The 16,826-nt window shown below is 68.1% G+C and carries 14 protein-coding genes, 1 tRNA gene and 2 pseudogenes; 5 read left to right on the plus strand and 12 right to left on the minus strand.

All coding sequences use genetic code 11. The features are described 5' to 3' along the window. Positions 1-19 precede the first annotated feature (19 nt). The gene (locus ACFW6A_RS34250; RefSeq protein ID WP_386477225.1) at positions 20-796 is read right to left on the minus strand and encodes a hypothetical protein; all 777 of its coding nucleotides are present in this window, start codon (positions 794-796) and stop codon (positions 20-22) included. 85 nt (positions 797-881) lie between these two features. Next, a pseudogene (locus tag ACFW6A_RS34255) lies at positions 882-977 on the minus strand (ATPase); the annotation flags it as partial. Positions 978-1,297: 320 nt separating this feature from the next. Between ACFW6A_RS34255 and ACFW6A_RS34260 the strand changes: the two are divergent. Further along, complete coding sequence (locus ACFW6A_RS34260; protein WP_386477222.1) at positions 1,298-1,726, plus strand: GNAT family N-acetyltransferase; 429 nt, start codon at positions 1,298-1,300, stop codon at positions 1,724-1,726. Between the two features lie 1,277 nt (positions 1,727-3,003). On the opposite strand, the pseudogene ACFW6A_RS34265 reads toward ACFW6A_RS34260, so the two are convergent. From ACFW6A_RS34265 to ACFW6A_RS34295, 7 genes and pseudogenes are all read right to left on the minus strand, one after another. Then, positions 3,004-4,099: pseudogene (locus ACFW6A_RS34265) on the minus strand (ISAs1 family transposase); the annotation flags it as partial. A gap of 80 nt (positions 4,100-4,179) precedes the next feature. After that, positions 4,180-4,830: a GNAT family N-acetyltransferase gene (locus ACFW6A_RS34270; protein WP_386477219.1), complete on the minus strand. Its 651-nt coding sequence runs from the start codon at positions 4,828-4,830 to the stop codon at positions 4,180-4,182. A 418-nt stretch (positions 4,831-5,248) separates the two neighbouring features. After that, on the minus strand, positions 5,249-5,530 hold the full coding sequence (locus tag ACFW6A_RS34275) for a hypothetical protein (RefSeq protein WP_386477216.1): 282 nt from the start codon (positions 5,528-5,530) through the stop codon (positions 5,249-5,251). After that, the gene (locus tag ACFW6A_RS34280; protein ID WP_386477213.1) at positions 5,527-6,486 is read right to left on the minus strand and encodes an RHS repeat-associated core domain-containing protein; all 960 of its coding nucleotides are present in this window, start codon (positions 6,484-6,486) and stop codon (positions 5,527-5,529) included. The genes ACFW6A_RS34275 and ACFW6A_RS34280 overlap by 4 nt, the downstream gene beginning before the upstream one ends. A gap of 36 nt (positions 6,487-6,522) precedes the next feature. Further along, entirely contained in the window at positions 6,523-7,293 is a 771-nt protein-coding gene (locus ACFW6A_RS34285) for a transposase (RefSeq protein ID WP_386645471.1), read from the minus strand. Positions 7,294-7,344: 51 nt separating this feature from the next. After that, a complete protein-coding gene (locus ACFW6A_RS34290; RefSeq protein ID WP_386477288.1) occupies positions 7,345-8,064 on the minus strand; it encodes a hypothetical protein in 720 nt (239 codons plus the stop codon). A 947-nt stretch (positions 8,065-9,011) separates the two neighbouring features. Then, positions 9,012-9,093, minus strand: a tRNA-OTHER gene (locus ACFW6A_RS34295). Positions 9,094-9,678: 585 nt separating this feature from the next. On the opposite strand from ACFW6A_RS34295, the gene ACFW6A_RS34300 reads away from it, so the two are divergent. Then, positions 9,679-10,107 carry a hypothetical protein gene (locus ACFW6A_RS34300; protein ID WP_386645474.1) on the plus strand — a complete coding sequence of 143 codons (429 nt, stop codon included), beginning with the start codon at positions 9,679-9,681 and terminating at the stop codon, positions 10,105-10,107. Between the two features lie 123 nt (positions 10,108-10,230). Here ACFW6A_RS34300 and ACFW6A_RS34305 read toward each other — a convergent pair whose 3' ends face one another. Together ACFW6A_RS34305 and ACFW6A_RS34310 are read right to left on the minus strand one after the other, a co-directional pair. Continuing rightward, the gene (locus ACFW6A_RS34305) at positions 10,231-11,016 is read right to left on the minus strand and encodes a DUF4253 domain-containing protein (protein WP_386645477.1); all 786 of its coding nucleotides are present in this window, start codon (positions 11,014-11,016) and stop codon (positions 10,231-10,233) included. A 185-nt stretch (positions 11,017-11,201) separates the two neighbouring features. Next, on the minus strand, positions 11,202-12,323 hold the full coding sequence (locus ACFW6A_RS34310; RefSeq protein WP_386645480.1) for a hypothetical protein: 1,122 nt from the start codon (positions 12,321-12,323) through the stop codon (positions 11,202-11,204). Between the two features lie 736 nt (positions 12,324-13,059). Between ACFW6A_RS34310 and ACFW6A_RS34315 the strand changes: the two genes are divergently transcribed. From ACFW6A_RS34315 to ACFW6A_RS34325, 3 genes are all read left to right on the plus strand, one after another. Continuing rightward, on the plus strand, positions 13,060-15,243 hold the full coding sequence (locus ACFW6A_RS34315; RefSeq protein ID WP_386645483.1) for an FG-GAP repeat domain-containing protein: 2,184 nt from the start codon (positions 13,060-13,062) through the stop codon (positions 15,241-15,243). Between the two features lie 482 nt (positions 15,244-15,725). Further along, the gene (locus ACFW6A_RS34320) at positions 15,726-16,034 is read left to right on the plus strand and encodes a DUF6247 family protein (RefSeq protein ID WP_351850953.1); all 309 of its coding nucleotides are present in this window, start codon (positions 15,726-15,728) and stop codon (positions 16,032-16,034) included. Then, complete coding sequence (locus ACFW6A_RS34325; RefSeq protein ID WP_386645487.1) at positions 16,031-16,453, plus strand: hypothetical protein; 423 nt, start codon at positions 16,031-16,033, stop codon at positions 16,451-16,453. The genes ACFW6A_RS34320 and ACFW6A_RS34325 overlap by 4 nt, the downstream gene beginning before the upstream one ends. Positions 16,454-16,534: 81 nt before the next feature. On the opposite strand, the gene ACFW6A_RS34330 is transcribed toward ACFW6A_RS34325, so the two are convergent. Next, on the minus strand, positions 16,535-16,826 hold a 292-nt coding region (locus tag ACFW6A_RS34330), incomplete at its 5' end, for an FG-GAP repeat domain-containing protein (protein ID WP_386645490.1).

The raw sequence follows: 16,826 nt of genomic DNA on the forward strand, positions 1-16,826 counted from the left end.
TAGCGGTGCCTGTGCTTCGTCATTGCCCGGTGCGTGGCCGGGTGAGTCCGGCTTTGACCTTGGTCAGGATCTGGTCGAGGAGGTGGAGAGCTCGTGCGCGTGTCGGCACTCCGTGTGCTGTGCCCGTCCAGTAGGCGTCGGTGAGTTTCTCGGTCACCGCGAGGGTTTGGCTGTCGTCTTGGGCGGCCAGCACGAGGACGAACCGCACGTAGTCACCGATGTCGGTGCCCTGGGGGTGCTGGTTCATGAAGGTGTGCAGGTGCGCTGTCAGGGTTGGCAGGGTGCGGTCTGTCGGGAAGACGACGGCGAGGCCGGCGAGGGCCAGCCGAACTGCGGGGGATTCGGCCGGCCAGCGGGCGAGTAGATCAGGGGTGTGCAACTGGACTGCGTTGCGGGCCCGGACCTCGCTGTCGGGATCGGCATGCTGCGGGGTGGCCGGCCAGGTCTCGGCGAGGTGGCGCTCGGCGACGGTGGCGGCGCTGAACAGCACGTTGACGGCTTGGAACCGGTGTCGGGCGGGAATCCGGTCGTCGACGGCCAGGGCCGCAAGCAGGGCCAGGCCGTCGGCGGTGTGGGGCTGGCAGGTGTCCTGGTGGAGGATCTCGTTGTAGAACTCAGCGAGGAAGGACCGGTCGTCCCAGGTCGGGTCGATCTCTGGGCCGAACAGCATCGCCGCTTGGAGGGGCATGCGGTCCTGCATGCGGTCGGCGATGACTTCCCGGAAGAGTTGCCGGATCGGCGGACCGCAAGAGATCGCGTCGTGCCGAGTCTGCTCGGGTGCGGCGTGCGGGTCCATGACCAGCGCAGCCTACTGGGGCATCTTGGGATGACGGGCCGCCGCCCGGAGGGCGGCGGCCCGTCAAGGTAGGCGGCGGCAGGGGTCAACCAGCCTTGGCCGCTTCCTCGGTTCGGGCTCGGGTGCCGGCGGGGCGGTAGGAGCCGGTGCCGGTCTCGATGATGGTGCCGTTGAAGGCGAGCCCGCTCCCCGCGCGCGGGGATGGCCCCGCGTCGGTGAGGACGCCGGCCAGGTCGAGGTCCTGCTCCCGGTTCGTGCGGGGGGGCATCCGAGTCCTTGGGGAAGCGCGCGGCCGGCTCTGTTCTCTGCTTGCGCGGGGATGGTCCCGGCGGATCCGTCGTGTACGCCACCGGAAACGGTTGCTGCTCTGCTCGTGCGTGGATGGTCCCGACGGGGCGGAGGCTGGATGGCAGGGGTGTGTGAGTGTTTGGGATCCGGCTGGCAGTTGGGGTGGCGCGGGATGTGGTCGGTTTCTTTGTCCTGGGCGTCCCCTTCCGTACTATGTACTGGGTGAAAACTGATTTTGACCCTTACTCGCTCCGTGTTGGTTCGCCGCCCGTGGAGGTCTACCTCCGGTTGCGGGTGACCTCGGGGTTGAGCGCGAAGACTGTGGAGGCCGCCGAGGCGGGCCTGCCGAACACCTGGCACGGCGTAACGGTGTTGTGTGGGGATGAGCCGGTCGGGATGGGGCGTGTGATCGGAGACGGTGGTTGCTTCTTCCAGATCGTTGACATCTGTGTCGTGCCTCAGCACCAGGGGCGCGGCCTGGGCAAGAGGATCATGGCGGAGTTGATGGGTGAGCTGGAGCGGAGGGCGCCGGACGGTGCGTATGTCTCGCTGATCGCTGACGGCGATGCCCGGTTCCTGTATGAAAAGTTCGGATTCCGGCAGACGGCCCCGGCGTCGGTCGGTATGTACCTCGCTGTGTGACGGAGCTGGGCTGTGGTCGCGGCGGGCCCGGGTCCAGGAGGCCGTCAGTCGATGGTCGGCTTCTTCGTCCAGTCGGTCGGTGGGCCTTTGCGGGTGAGGCGGCGGGTCGTGAGGGTATCGTCGCCTGTTCCCCGTTCGTGCGGGGATGGTCCCATGCGCGCCCGCTACGCGGGTGGCGGGATTAACTGCTCCCCGCCCCCTGCGGGGATGGACCCAGGAACGCCCCGAAGGCGGGGTGGACGCCGATCTGCTCCCCGTGCCTGCGGGGATGGCCCCCAGAAGGGACGCCCGAGCTCGTCGATCCTGTCCTTCTCGCTGCGTCTGTGGGGATGGCCCCTGCAGTACGTCACGGACGACCTGCCCGGCTGCTGTTCCCCGTGCCCGCGGGGATGGCCCCATCGTGTTCGGCATGACGGTGCGCACGACCAGCTGCTCCCCGCTCGTGAGGGGATGGGCCCGGGCGTTTCTGGAACAGTATCCGGAGTCAGATCTGTTCCCCGTTCGTGCGGGGATGGGCCTGACGCGCTGGCGTACGCCCACCTCAAGGGATGCTGCTCCCCGCCCGTGTGGGGATGGGCCCGGCTTTGTTGCCGGCCTCGCTCTGGAGCCGGCGCTGCTCCCGCGCGCGGGGGTGGCGGTGGGGGAGTGGGTGATGTGTTTTCCGCATAGTGCTGGAGTTCTGTATCCCGTATGCGGAAATCGCATACGGGACGTGTGGTGTCGGGCGGTGTTCCGTTGGCGTGGCGTGTTGCTTCTGCTGCCTTGTGCCCCGGGGCGCTTAGTTGGGGGAGAGTGCCCCCGCCCGGAGAGGCCGGGCCGACGTTGCACCTTGCCGGGCGTCCTCTCGCCTGCTTGTGCCGGCCTTGCCCGGGTGCCCGCTGTCTGCCGGTCTTGTGATGTCTGCGGGGGTCCGGGTGGTGGGGGAGCCGGGGGTGTTCTGGTCTGGGTAGCCTGTGGTGAGTGGGGGGTGCTGATGTGACTTCTCATCAAGAGTGAGATTTGTGCGGCTCTGTGAGCTGCGGTGTTGCAGATAGTTGAGAACGGGGGGTGTCCCTCTGTATGTGCTCTGACCTGCTGTGGTGCAGGTTGATTGAGAAGGGCGCAGATCCAGTGAGAACTCCTGTGGACCTGGGCGCTGACCGGAAGGCTCGATCTTGTGGTCTGGCCTGGTCGCTGGGTTCGTGGGAGCAGGGAGCAGGGCCCCGGCGTTCAGGCTGGATGTCCAGGTTCGTGATCACGTGAGTCCGTAGAGTGCGAGGACGCGGTGCCGGTCGGCGTGGGCGCGTCGGGCAGCGGACCTGGCTGGTGTCCTCGCAGAAGGTGACATCGTGGCACCAGCGCAGGGTGTTTTTCACGGTCCAGTGGCCGCGGGCCCAGGAGGCGATCTCTGCCGTGGTGGCCTGCTCGGCGGGTAGGTCGGTGATCGCGTGACGGTCTCGGTGCGCCAGCGTTTCTGCCCGGTCACACGCCGGTTGCGCTGGATGCGCAGGATTTGGCGTGCGTGGGGGAACAGCAGGTTGTTGACGGTGGCGACCTTGATGAGCCGGCGTTCGCTGCGGCCGTGGCCGGTGAAGTCGTCGCGGTGGACGACGGGGATGTCCTTCCAGGGCAGGGTGTGCAGCTGGCGGGCGAGCTTTTTCTGGTTCCCCTTGATCGTGAACAGGTAGTGAGCGCTGCGCTGTTCGACCAGGTAGGTGGCGTGATCCCGTTGTGCGTGCAGGGCATCCACGGTGACGATCGCGCTAGGCAAGTCGGTGTCGTCGATCTGGTCGAGGAGCGGGGCGAACTCGGGGATTTCGTTGGTCTTGGCGGCGATCTCGCGGCAGGCAAGGGTGATGCCGTCGCCGTGGGTGACGGCCGAGAGGACGAAGACGCGGCTGCTGTCGGTGGGGCGGACGCCGCGCAGGCATTTACCGTCGATCGCGATCGCGCGGCGACGTGAGGTGGGGCACTCCCGGCCCGCGGTCGCGTGGCGGCGACGCTGTTCGCGCTCGTCGAGCCCGTCCGGCGCGGCGCGGCGGTGGCTTTTGGTCTGTCCGGGTTCAGGCAGCAGGTAGGCGAAGGCGACGGTGCTCAGGCGAGCCGGATCGAGCAGGCCCAGCACCCGCCTAGAGTCTTCTCGCTGGGCACGCGGTAGCCGCCCGTGACCAGGTCGTATGGGAGCTGGAGCGCGGAGAGTTCGGCGTCGGTGGCGTGCCGGCACCACTCGGCCGCCGCGGTGAGCGAGTCGTGCCCCGCCGGAGTCAGCGCGCACAACGACAACGTCAGGAGCGACGGCAGCGGGAAGCGGCGCCCGCGCGCGGCACGGGGATCGGGGATGCGGGCGAACTCGGCCAGCAGTATGGCGACGTCCTCGCTTCGGGTGTTCCACATCGGCGGGCAGGGGCATGGCCGGGGGTATGCGGCGCACGTGCATTCCGGCGGGGATCTCCACGATCAAGCTGACGGAGTCGCTACCGGCGTCGGTGAAACGCGGTGTAGAGAGTGCTCGACGAAGTCGATCTGTTGCGCGTCGAGGAACTCGACAGGGAGATGCCCAGATCGCATCGGAGGCCCTTCCCGCCCCTCGGGGCGCTCGGCTCGATCGAATGTGGCGAGTGCGGCCCTGCAACGGCTGCTCTGGTTCGGAGATGCTGGATCGTTTCCTGTTGGCAGCTCCAGGTCATGGCTGGTGCGGGGATGGGGCGGAAGCCGAGCTCGGTGGAAAGGGGGAGTCCGGCGGGGGAGGCGTTGAGGCGGACGGAGAAGCAACCCTGGTCGGCGAGCCACTGCATGGTTGCGGTGACGACGGCGCGTCCATAGTCGCGCCGACGCCAGGCGGGGTCGGTGGCGGCAGAGTGGATCTCGCCGTGGAATGGAGAGCCGCTGGTGGGGCTGTGAAAGCGAGGGGCGTGGGTGCTGACCGGGCAGGAGTCGAGACCGGCACCGTCGGGCGCATCGACGGCGAAGGCGACGAAGCAGGGGCCTTCGAAGAAAGCGGTGAAAGCCGCCTCGCATGCCGTGACCCATTCGCCGTCCGGTGTGGGCCGCGTGGTGTCGAGCATGATGCGGCGCAGCTGGGTGAGCTCGGCCGCGTCATGCCGGGCGGCACGGCGGAGGTCCAAAACACTCCTCCTGCCGTACGAATCGGTTTGCCGACGGGGTGGTGGGTCGACCGTTTGCATCCTGACGCCGGCTTACAGGGTGGTGCGGGGGCGGGTGATGTCGTAGAGGTGGGTGCCGTGGGCCCATCTCTTCAGGTTTTCGTGGCCGACGGTGATCAGACGGTGGCGGGAGGCGAAGTCGAGGGGGCTGCGTGAAGCCGTTGAGGGCCGATGATGACGGCGTAATCGGCACCGCGCTCCGGGCAGGCGGTGCCGTTGAACTGTTGGATGGCATCTGCACCCGGAACCTTTCCCTCCGCCCGGGATGCCGTCGACGCGCAAGCGATGCGCCCTGAAATCCGACGAAGACCCCCGCCGGACAGGCTGGGGGCCTCCGCGTGCGTGGTGCCGGTGGAGCGGCACCACGCGGTCGGCATCACTACGGACGCGACAGGTTCGACCATGAGAAGCGCAGAACTTCCTCGGGGGTGGAGAAGATGTGCTCGTGCCCCGTGAAACCTTCGTGTTCCGGTACGTCGAAGGAGACTCCCCACTCTCCGAGGGAGGGGACCCCGTCCACCACGGCTACTCGACCCTCTAAGCGAATGTCGATCGAGACGGCCCCGGAGGAGAAACTGTGTACAGTCCAGTCGGCGACGCCACCGGTGACTGATTCCAGCAGTGACTCAATGTCGGAGAGAGGTTGATCCATCGCGGTCACCCACCACCCTTCTTGCTATAGACGGTTTCACCCGATTTCCGATTAAGGATCGCTATTGATCCGTTCGGAGATATCCGAATAATATTACCCTTGGTGGTCGCCTTGATGCTGCCGTCGATTCCCCGCTCGATGTAATCCGACCGGGGCGGGTACATCCGTCCGTCGAACTTGAGGCCTGGATTCGGGTTGGCAATCACGCCGCTGAACTGATCCTCGACTTCCACGAGTGTGGAATTCAGCATCTCCAGGGCTTCGTCCGCGGTCTTGGGCGCCGGAAGGGCGTCAAGACGCCGGTAGAGCTCCGCCAGCCGGTCCTGGATCGGCAAGCTCGAGCTCACCGCCGGATCATCGGCGTGCGCCGCTCCAGGACCGAATCGCGGCGGGACCTGAGAGCCCGGCCGGAGACGGCCAGCTATCCAGTTGGCTGCGGGACCCATGAGGCTACTGCTGGCTCCTCCAAGTGCGCCGAGGAGGAGATCCCCTGGGTCGGTGGGTCGGCAGTATGCCTCATTGATCGCCCAGGAGAATCCTGCTCCGACGCCGGCGTTCACGACGGCGGAGGTGGCCAAAGCGCGGCCACCGGACAGGCCTGCTACCCGAGCTGCCGCGTTGCCGGCGCCGGGCAGGAGGGCTCCGGCTGCGGCCCCTGTGACTGCTCCTTGGCCTGTCGCTTTGGCGAAGTCGCCCCAGGAGAAGTCACCGTTACGGTGTTGCCAGCCGTAGAAGCCGCCCTCGATGACTGCTCCGACGACGGCACCGACGCCGATGCTGACGCACAGCGGGCAGCGGCCTGACGGGTCTGCCTGGTTGATCGGATCATTGTTGGCGTACGCGTACGGGGAGAGGTTGGGACTGTCGTTGTCCGCGGGTTTCGGGTCAGGCGAGGCGAAGCGGCCGGTACTGGGGTCGTAGCTGCGCTCGCGTAAGGGCTGTCCCGTAAATGATCTACGAGTCACCGAGGATGAGGTCGCGGCCCACAGTGACCTGTGGGCCTATCCGGCGAGGGCGAGGTTGTGCAGCCGGGCGATACCGAGCACGGCATGGTGGACACCATCACCCTTCAAGCGGCAGTCCCGGAGGATCTTCCAGGTCTTCATGCGGGCGAAGACGTGCTCGACGCGGCCCCGGACCTGCTTGTGGGACTTGTTGTGGTCCTCTTTCCAGTCCGGCAGTTCGGCCTGGCCGCGCCGGCGCCGGTGCGGGATGACGAGACCGGTGCCCGGATAGCCGCCGTCGGCGATCGTGAGGGTCCTGCCGACGGCGACCTTGGCTCCGGATTCCTCCCATGCCTTGCAATCGTTGCGGTTCCCGGGCAGAGGCCGGCCGACCACGACGACCAGGCGGGTGTCGGCGTCGATGACGACCTGGTGGTTGGTGGAGTACCGATAGTTCTTCGACCGCTCGGCGATGGTGTGGTCCCGGGTCGGGACCAGGGTGCCGTCCACGATGAGCACGGTGTCCTTGGCGAACCGCTTCCGGGGCCGGAGCGCGAGCATCGGCCCGAGGTGGTCGATGATCCGATCCGCCGCCGACTTGGACACCCCGAACAGCGGTGCGAGCTGGCGCATGGTGAGGTTCGTGCGCCAGTACGTCGTGACCAGCAGTACCCGGTCCTCCAGCGGCAGACTCCACGGCCGGCCCCTGCGAACCGCGTCCGCCCCCTCGCGCCGCAGTACCGTCACCATCTTCCTGAACTGCCGCGGGCTCAGCCCGGTGAACGGGGCTATCCACGCCGGCTGCGTAGCCGTGATCACAGCAGTCACGGCTAGATCGTTCCAGCCACCACCCCTCGCCGTTGGAAATTGTTGTGTGGGTCAAGGCGCCAGCGCGGTGGCCACCCGGGCCAGGCGATCGGCTGACAGGGCGAAGCGGTTGGTGGGGTTGCGGAAGGAGTACTCGCCATCGTTCACGGAGAAACCGTGCCCGGCTACCGTCCAGCGCGCGGGGCCGGGAGCCCCTTGGTCCTCCAGGAGAGCAGCGGCGAGGGTCTCGGGGTCTTCCACGCTCGTGCGGGCGCGTAGCGCACCCGCCAGACGGCCAACGGCGTCGTCGGGTACTGCATCGTCGCCGAACGCAGGCACCAGGAGCAGCAGGCGGGAGTGGGGATCGGTGGTGCTGCCGCCGGGCAGCATGTTGTCCGCAGCTGCCACGAGCTCGGGCCAGGACAGGCCCGGACCCATGAAGTGCCCGTCATCCCGGGCGAGGAGTTCGGGCTGACCCCAGTCGGGGTGGTGGAGGAGGTAGTCGATTCCGGTGTCGTCTGCGACAGTCCGGTAGACCACGTGAAGACGGTGCTCAGCAGCGAGCGGAACCGTGAAGGCCGGCCACTCGGCCCGCTCCCAGAACCGCCGCTGGAAGTCGCCGGCCGCGTCATAGTCCGCGCCGAACAGCAGTTCCTCGGCCTCCTCGCTCTGGATACACGAGGAGAGGTGCCCCAGCCAGAAGAGCGGCTCGTCCAAGAGCCCGACCTGGTACGTGAGGGGGCCACCGTTGTAACCCGCTATCCGGGCAGGCTGCAGGTCTGCACTGTTCATCACGGGGGACATCATGCCGCCCTGGCTCCGCACCCTTGAGGCCGGGCGCACCAGCCGATCATTGCGGGACAGCCCTTAGACGAGACCACGCCTGCACCCAGAGCGACATGATCGGGATCACGGTTTAGTGGAAAGGGCACGTATTCAGGACAGTGGCCCGCCCCGCCGCCCGGCAGCGCAGCCGCTCACCTGCTACGCGGCAGCAGATGAGAACCTGAAGGCGTCGGCGCCGGCAAGGTTGACCTCCAAGAACGGCATGGAGAACGGCCAGCCCTGGCTTGTCGGTGACCGGAAAGGGCGCGCTGGCACCGTGGGTGCCTCTTGCCTGCCACCGGGGCCTCGGACAAGACGCCGAGGAGAGACGCAGACCGTTCGCGTTCGGTTCAGCAGGTGTGGTGGAAGGTGGAGGCGGACGATCGCGAACCGCGCGGAGCCTGGGTCGACGATGGGCCAGAGCGCCCGCCGGGACCTGTGTCCTCCCTGCCCGCTCACCCACCCCATGCAGCATCACCGTGGCATCGGCGACCGCGCCGCTGAGGGGACCAGGGGCGGTGGCCGGGAGGTTTTCCGATTCGGTGAAAGTTGCTTGGGAGTGGACCGGTGTCGGTTAGAACTGCAGGTCAGGAAGTCTGCTCCCCCCGTCAGGCTCGTTGTGACACCGACTCGGCCGTCGGCCTGCGGACCGGCTGCTCCCCGCCCCCCGTGAGGCTGGTTGTCCTGTGTGTGCGCTGATCCCGGTGTTCCAGGCCGTTCTCCGCGTCTGCGGGTTGCGCCTTTGATGGTTTGGCCGCCCTCGCTTCCGAGGCCCGAGTGTGCCTTGGACGAACTGGACCATCAGCCGGGCATGCTTGTCACGGCCAGTGTCGTGTCTGCTTGGCGGCCGAGGGGCAGCGGAACTTACAGCGGCAGGCCCCGGAGCTGCAGATGCCGCGTGTTTGTGGTGAAGGAGCCTTCGCCGGGATTCGAACCCGGGTTTCCGATTCCGGGCGAACCGGAGACCGGTGTCCTTGGCCGCTGGACGACGAAGACCACCCCGGCATCGTACGGGCAGGTGCTGCAGCGACCCATCGTTTTTCCCGCCCCACGACCGAGCCGCCGGTCTCGCCGCGAAGAGAGCCCGGTTTCGTCATGCTCAGGGAAGCAACGGAACCGGCCGCGACAATGGCCGCCTGCAGGCATTGCTGTCGGTGGTCACAGCGGCGGGGGAGCGGTCGCCGTGATTGCTCACCATGGCCGGGGCTGCTTCCCCCTGGTGTTCACCACGGGTGGTTCTCTGGACCTTGAGGGGTGTTTTGTCTGTACCGGTGAAAGTTGCCCGGGAGAGGGCTGGCGTCGGGTAGAACTGCTGGCCCGGAAGCTGGTCCCCGCCCCCGCGGGGAGGCCTCCACGCGGGGGCGGGCAGTCGGCGAGCAACTTGTCCCCGCCCCCGCAGGGATGCCCCCGAATCTACAGCTCGACGTTCTGGACACCCGTCTGGCTATGACGGCTTCGTGGGGGCGATAGTCGAGGAGTCCGGGAGGCACGTGACCCGGGGTGCAGTGATCAACATCGACAAGTTTTGATGCCGATAGCGTGTGCGATCACGGGTTGAGGGGTCTGCTCCATAATCCAGCTGTGGACATATCCGATGAGGGACAGCCGCTCGATCCCGTGTGGCATGAGATCAGCAACAATGTGTGTGGCGGCCTGGCCGAAGCCCCGAGCGCGTCGTGGGTGGCCGAGCGGTTCATCGGGGCCGGCTGGAGATCCCAATCCGGCTCGTCGTGGGAGTCGTATGAGGTCGAGACCGGCTGGTGCCGCATCGAGGTCGACCCGACCGACGGGGACACGCTCCTGAACGGAGTTGTCGATCCTCAACGGTTCGAGGATCTCGCTGTGCTGCTGACCCGGTTCGGTCTGCGGTTCAGTCTTGAGCTCTATGACGATGACGGGGAACTGCTGCGGGAGATCGAAGCCGGAACCCCGCCCACGCCTCATGACGCAGTTCCTCAGCCTTTCCGCCGGCTGCTCGCTCCGTTCGGGCTTGGGGGGGCGAGGCGGTAGGTAACGAGCTCGTGCGCGATAAGGATTGACGCTCCCCCTCCATCACATCCATGCTGGTCAAAGCCTCGTCTCTTGACAGCAGGCTCCGCTGGTGTGCCCGAATTTTTATCGTGCACGAGCTCGTTAGTCCCACCAGAACGACCAGCACGTTCGTCCTAGGAGGTCCATCGCGTACTCGGGGAAGGGCGTGGGCGGGTTGTCGACGATGTTGTTCGCGGTGGAGAGTGCGTGTTCCACGGCGAGCAGGTTCGTGTGCTCTGCATCGACCGGCGGCCTGGCGACCGAGACGTGCAGCTCGCTGCCGAACACTGCCACGACTCGGGCATCGAAGCGGTCTTCCCAGCTCCGCAGGAGCGCGCACAGCAGGGGCAGCGGTGCCTTTGCGGGCCAGCCGATCGATGCCAGTGCATCGCTGCCGCGACGGGCGGGGACGAGCGCGAGGCGGCACTCGTCCAGCCCGAACTGGCCCGTCTCGGTGAACCAAGCCAGCAGGCTTGCCGCCGCCTCCTCGGGTTTCCGGTCCACGGGTGCAGCTGGCGTCTGCGGTGCCAGGCCGGGCCACTGCTCGAAGGGCGGCCCGGGGTCGTGTGGCCATGGCTCGATTCCCTCAGGAGCCGGGGCCGGTGTCGGGTCCGTCCAGAAGGGCAGTCTCCTGCGCCGGTACTCGGCGAAGTTTGTGGCCAGCACCTCTTCCAGGCGGACGGCGTCGACGTGGTCCAGGCCGAGCGGCCTTCCCATGGCGTCGGGCCGACACAGGAGCGGAACCAGGCCGTAGGCTTTCTGCTCCCTCGCCAGGCGAGGCCACAGGCGCTCGATGTCATGCGGGAATTCGTCCGAGACCCACACGCATGCGGGACCGGAAGACAACAACCGGCCGGGAGGCAGACCATCGGGCAGGGCGAACGACATGGTCGCACCGTAGACGGTGGTGCTGACAGTGCGGCTCTTGCTGATCAGGAAGACTGCTCCCCCCCCGCTTGCGGGGATGGCCCCCACTCCAAAGGAGTGTCGAACCTGTCGCTCGCGCGGGGAGCGACGGCAGAAGCGTGGTTCCGCTGTCCCCCTGATGGCGAAACCACCCGTGTGGCAGGCGGTCAGCCGTCGAAGCTTCGCCAAGGGATGTCGAGCTGCATGAGGGGGTGTAGCGCGCTCCGGCGGCAGGCGCCAATGCGGACCTCGACTTTGTCGTCGTCCCAACCAGGCGTGACGGTGGCGACAAGCCCAGGAGCAACCAGGAGGTCTGTCGGCGCTATCGGCGCCAGGAACGGCTGCAGGGGAACGCGCTGCAGACAGCTCTCAAGCTGGGGTAGGAATCGCCTAGGAAAATCGAAGGAATAGGCCACGTAGGGTGCGGTGACCGCTGCCTCCTTCAAGGCGAACTGCAGGAGGAATCCACTCAACGGTTCGTGTTCCGCCGCGGAACGATGGTCCTCGAAGCGGGCGTCCTCAAGCCTCACGGAGGGATCGACATCAGTGTCACCTGCTGTCCGGGGTATCGACCAGGTCCAGCCCCCCTGGCACTCGACCCCGAAGACAAGGAGTTCCGCACCCTCCTGCGCGCGCAACTCGGCCATCGGCACGATCCGGTTATGGCTGCCCATGAGGGCGGGCCTTCGCGCGGCCAGCCGATAGAAGTCGGCCAGTGCCCCGGGGATGAAGTCAGGCATGGCAACGTCCCAGGTCTGAGTGTCGCTCTCCGGGTACCAACCGGTGACAAAATCTTCCAGAGCCCTGCCGGGTTTCGCTCCTGTGTCGCTGAGCCAGTCCAGGCCGGGAAGAGGCGGCAGCGTGACCGGAGGCCGCACCAGGTCGAGGATCTCGCGTTTCAACGGAGGGCTGATACGCAGGTCGCAGCGGCTGAGTACGTCCTCGCCGGCTTCACACATGGAGACCTGCACCACGCCGAGGTACAGACAGACGCCATCGAGCCGTACGAATAGGTGGAGGGGTACCTTCTCCGGAGCCCCTGCTGTGCTGAAGGGCATGGGTCCCATGAGCCTCGACGTGACCGGAGCAGGAGCAGGTCCGAGCAGGCGGAACTCTCCGGCATTCCACACTCCGCTGGCCGCAGGATCGTCGCCGGCCTCCGCGACGATGACCGTTGACGTGGCACCGAGGGCGACGGTCGCGCCGGGCACAGGGAAAACGTCCGCGTCGGGACCGGCCAGGGAAAGGGCCTCATTCTCATCGACGCGGTCCAGGAGGGTCAGCTGCACCTGGCCAGGGTAGGGGCGAAACGATCAACTGCTACCGCAAGAGACCGCTGCCGGCAGAGCCGCCGACATCATGCGAGGGCCACCGTCAGAGGTGCATCCGAGCTGAAGGCGTTCGAGGCGAGACACCCGAGACCACTGAACGCCACCGAGTCCGACTCGGTGTTCCAGATCGGTCGCTGACCGAGACACACGGGAAGGTGGACACGGCCCTTCGCCACGACAACCCAGTGCTCTCCGCACGCGCAGGGATGGACCCACTCACCTGTTCCCGAACGGCACTGAGTTCGCCTGTGCCCGCTCCCCGGAGCGGGCACAGTGCTGTGCGCAGCGGGGGCCGTGGACGGGACATCCTTCTTTTCTCCGGGGCGGGTTCGCTGTGAGGGCTGTCTGCGAGGCGCGGCCCCGACACGCCCGCTACGTGAGGGATCCGTCTCCCGACACCGCACCGCCGGCAGACGTTTCGGCCCGGCTGCCGTGGCCGACCCGGCAATGCCTGCCGGGGTCCGCTGTCGCAGGTCGCACCTGGGTAACCTCCGGACCTGACGGACTACAGATTCTTCAATCCGGCATACAACCCTCGGGGTGCCTGGTGAGTCATGCGGGCGTGGCGTGTCGCGCCATCCCGCACTCCTGGGGAGGAACGTTTCCTTTGCCTCGCACCGCCCACCCGGCCCGCGCCACTCGCGCTGCCCGTACGTCGTCCGCCACCACCGCTCCTGGCTTTCTCACCGCCGCGGTGAGCGTCGCCCTCGTGGTGACCGGCGGTGCCCTGACCATTCCGGCGTCCGCGGCCGTCCCGGCGGCGGTGACGGCCGCCGACGCCCCGCAGGACGTCGCGCGGATCCGGCCCGGTGGAACCGTGGTCGGTGGCGGACCTTCCGGGTTTTTGACCCGGTACTCCGCCGACGGCGTGTTCTCGTACGCGTGGACCCGGTACGCGGACGGCTCCACGACCCTGCTGCCCGGCTCCAGGCCGTACGTCCAGACCGGGCGGACCGACCTGCTCACCCAGGGCGAGGGCACCGTCCGTACCGTCCGGGACATGGGCACGGGCGGTGAGCCCGTGGCGACGGACCTCGCTCACCTGGCGCCGGGTTACACGTCGGGGGTGGCCTCCGGCCCGTCCTCCTTTGTCGCGGTGTGGGCCGACCCGGGGGGCGGCGAGGAACTGCACATTGTCACCAGGACGGCGACGGGGCTGCGCGCGGAGAAGGTCACCGGGTTTCCCGAGGGCGCGGACTTCACGTCCGTCGCCATCGACTCCCCTCACACCGTCCTGGTGAGGTACGTGGACCCGCCCGACACGACGGCCGTCTCCCATCTCGCCGTCGTCGACATCGAGCGGCGCGCGAGCGCCGACGACGTGACGCCCGCGCACGCGACCAGCGGTATTGCCGTCTCACCGACGCACCTGGCCTGGGTCGAGACGCCGGCGAACTCCACCACCGCCACCGTGGTCGTCATGCCCCGGGGCACCACCCCTGACGATGCCCTGCGCATTCCCCTGCGAATGGCGGCGGGGCTCCGGGTCGCCCTCATCGACGGCTGGGTGCTCTACGGTCAGGGCGGCGCCCACGAGGCGTACCGGACCAACGCGCTGTACGGGCTCACCGCCCGGTCCCTGACGGACGAGAGGTCGGTCAAGGTGCTCGACACCTTCGACCGCGCCGTTCCCGGCCCCGGCGGCACCATGCTGGCCCAGGGCGGGACCCTCGCCGGAGGCGAGGGTGTCTACCGGATCCTCCTCGGCGCGGACGGCGTCCCGGCGGCCGAGCAGGTGGCGAGCGACGGCCGGCCCACCGCGCTCACCTACCTGAGCGACGACGTGCCTGAGGTGATCGACCTCGATCAGGACAAGTCGGCGGACTTCTTCTGGCTACTCAGCAACCGTCAGGCCCTCACGGTGGTGAAGGCGACCCACGTGGCCACGGGCCGGACACTGACCTGGTCCCCGAGCACCCGCGGGCTCTCGGACGCGGAGCGGTACACCTGGAACGGTGCTCTGTCGGACTACATGCCGGAAAGCGGCGTCCCCGCCCCCAACGGCGCCTACACCTGGCATCTGACGGCCACCCCCGCCAACGGCATCGGCCCAGCGGTGGAGAAGAGCGGGACGTTCACCGTCAAGCGCGCCCCCGTGCCCCATGACTACGACGACAACGGCGTCCCGGACCTGGTTCACCGCGAATACGACAACAGTCTGGTGGCTCACAACCCCATCACCCCCCTCGGCGCGTACAACACCTCCTACACCCAGCCCTTGTCCCTGGGTACCGGCGGCTGGCAGATCTACGACCGGATTGTCGCCACCGGCGACCTCGCCGGCCCCCCGCACTCCGACCTGCTGGCCCGCGACCGGGCCGGCGTCCTGTGGCTCTACCAGGGCACGGGCAAGGGCCTCACCCGCCGGGTGCAGGTCGGCGGCGGCTGGCAGGTGTACAACCGGATCACGAGCGCCGCCGACCTCACCGGCGACGGCCACACCGACCTCCTCGCCGCCGACAAGGCCGGCGTCCTGTGGCTGTACAAGGGGACCGGCAGCGCCTCCGCGCCCTTCGCCAAGCGCACCAAGGTCGGCAGCGGTTGGGGCGTCTACAACGACCTTGCCGCCGTCGGGAACGTCGCCGGTGCCGCGGTCGGCGACCTCGTGGCCCGCGACCGGGACGGTGTCCTGTGGCTGTACCTCGGCAAGGGCGACGGTACCTTCACCGCCCGCACCCGGATCGGCGGCGGCTGGCAGGTCTACGACCACGTCTTCGGCTTCGGCGACGTGGACCGGGACGGATACGCCGACCTGGTAGGCCTGGCGGAGGCCCCCAACAAACCGTACGTCTACCGGGGGACAGGCCTGAGGACGACACCTTTCACCGCACGCCAGCCCCTCTACAACGACGCCTACTTCAGTCTGGACCTCTACTGACGCGGACGGCCGCCCCAACCGTCCTGCCGACCGTCCGGTCCCTGACCTTCCGGCGGTGGCAAGGGTGGCCACGAGCAGCCCGTGGCCACCCTCTTCGTGCTCATCAAGCAGTACGGCGACACAGCAGCGTCGCGCCGAGGGCCTGCGGGGCCCAGCACCTTGCGCACGTATGCGTCGACCGGCTGATCGTCACACTGATCCACCCGCGCCACGACCTCCACTGCGGCCATCCACAGGCCAAACCGGCCGACGAAGCATCCACTGCCCCCGCTACCGTGAACGCCAAGGAAGTAGAGCTGATTGACCGTTGGACCCTCGCTCCGCCCGTGCCCCGTACCCCGGAGCGGGGCACAGCGCTGTACGAAGGCGACCCGAGCGCGCAGAGCGACGCAGGCGGACGGCGTGCCTTCTGCCTGAGACGGTTCACGATGAGTCCGCCTCCCGCGTACGGTGGCATCACCACGCCCCTCACGGAGGTGCCGATGAGCGCGCAGCCCGAACATACCCCTGCTCCGTCCTACGCTCCCGCGCCCGGCGCACCGGCCGAGCTCCTGGCCCAGCTACGCTCAAGCGAGTACGCGAAGCGGTGGGTGCCGGCTTTCGAGCGGGAATGGACGGCCGCTCTGGAGGAGTCCCGCCGTACGTTCTCTCTCGCCGGACTGTACGAGGTCGTCCAGGACTGGCAGGGACGCCTCGCCCACGCTCCGGCCGTCGACGCGTTCGCCGCCTCCGGCTATGACGACAGCGACGCCATCGACATGACGCAGCTGCGGGGGAGGCGCCGCCGGTGACCGAAGCGCTCTATGCGGTCCGCATCTCCTCGCAGGCCGCCAAGGCCCTAGGCCGTTTCTTTCGGATCAGGCCGGGTCAGGGAGCGGCGTCTGGTGCGTGCGATCGCAAGGCGGAGGAGGGAGACCATGCGGAGCATCGGCGACCGACGACAACGCGGCGAGCGTGCGTGCCAGGCGTCGCGAGCCCGGCAAGATCCGAAAGAGATGGCCTAGACACCCTGCCCGAACATGTCGAAGACACCGTATGGGACGTCCTGGACGCCGCCGCGGCAGATCCCTGGGGGTTCCGCCAATGGAACGAGGACGACCCTGAAGGCGAGGACGTGCGCTACGCCTTCGTCGGCCAGATGTCCCTCACCTACTGGGTCAACCGTCCTCTGCGCCGGCTGACGGTCCTGAACATCGTCTGGCTCGGATAGAGGCAGTGTGTCGCTGGTAGCGCTGGGGGCACGGGCTCCTGCACGGTGTCCCGTGCCCCCCGTCAGGCTGCTGCTCGCGGGTCAGAACAGGTGGTTGTACGTGTTCCAGCCGCCGCCGATCCGGGTGCGGGCGGTGAACGGGCCGGCCGCCTTGCCCGTGCCCTTGTAGAGCCACAGGACGCCCGTCCGGTCGCGGGCCACCGCGTCGGTCCTGCCGTCGTCGGTGAGGTCGCCGGTGACGACGAGCTGGTCGTAGCCCTGCCAGCCGCCGCCGATCCGGGTGCGGGCGGTGTACGGGCGGGTGGCGTCGCCGGTGCCCCGGTACAGCCACAGCACGCCGGACCGGTCGCGGGCCAGCAGGTCGGCGCGCCCG

The organism is Streptomyces sp. NPDC058758 (genome assembly GCF_042746075.1).
Classification (GTDB): domain Bacteria; phylum Actinomycetota; class Actinomycetes; order Streptomycetales; family Streptomycetaceae; genus Streptomyces.

What these genes read in the sequence shown, in the direction of transcription:
- ACFW6A_RS34250 (WP_386477225.1), bottom strand. Translation starts at nt 796, where the DNA reads ATGGACCCGCACGCCGCACCCGAGCAGACTCGGCACGACGCGATCTCT.
- ACFW6A_RS34260 (WP_386477222.1), top strand. Translation starts at nt 1,298, where the DNA reads ATGTACTGGGTGAAAACTGATTTTGACCCTTACTCGCTCCGTGTTGGT.
- ACFW6A_RS34290 (WP_386477288.1), bottom strand. Translation starts at nt 8,064, where the DNA reads ATGAACAGTGCAGACCTGCAGCCTGCCCGGATAGCGGGTTACAACGGT.
- ACFW6A_RS34305 (WP_386645477.1), bottom strand. Translation starts at nt 11,016, where the DNA reads ATGTCGTTCGCCCTGCCCGATGGTCTGCCTCCCGGCCGGTTGTTGTCT.
- ACFW6A_RS34320 (WP_351850953.1), top strand. Translation starts at nt 15,726, where the DNA reads ATGAGCGCGCAGCCCGAACATACCCCTGCTCCGTCCTACGCTCCCGCG.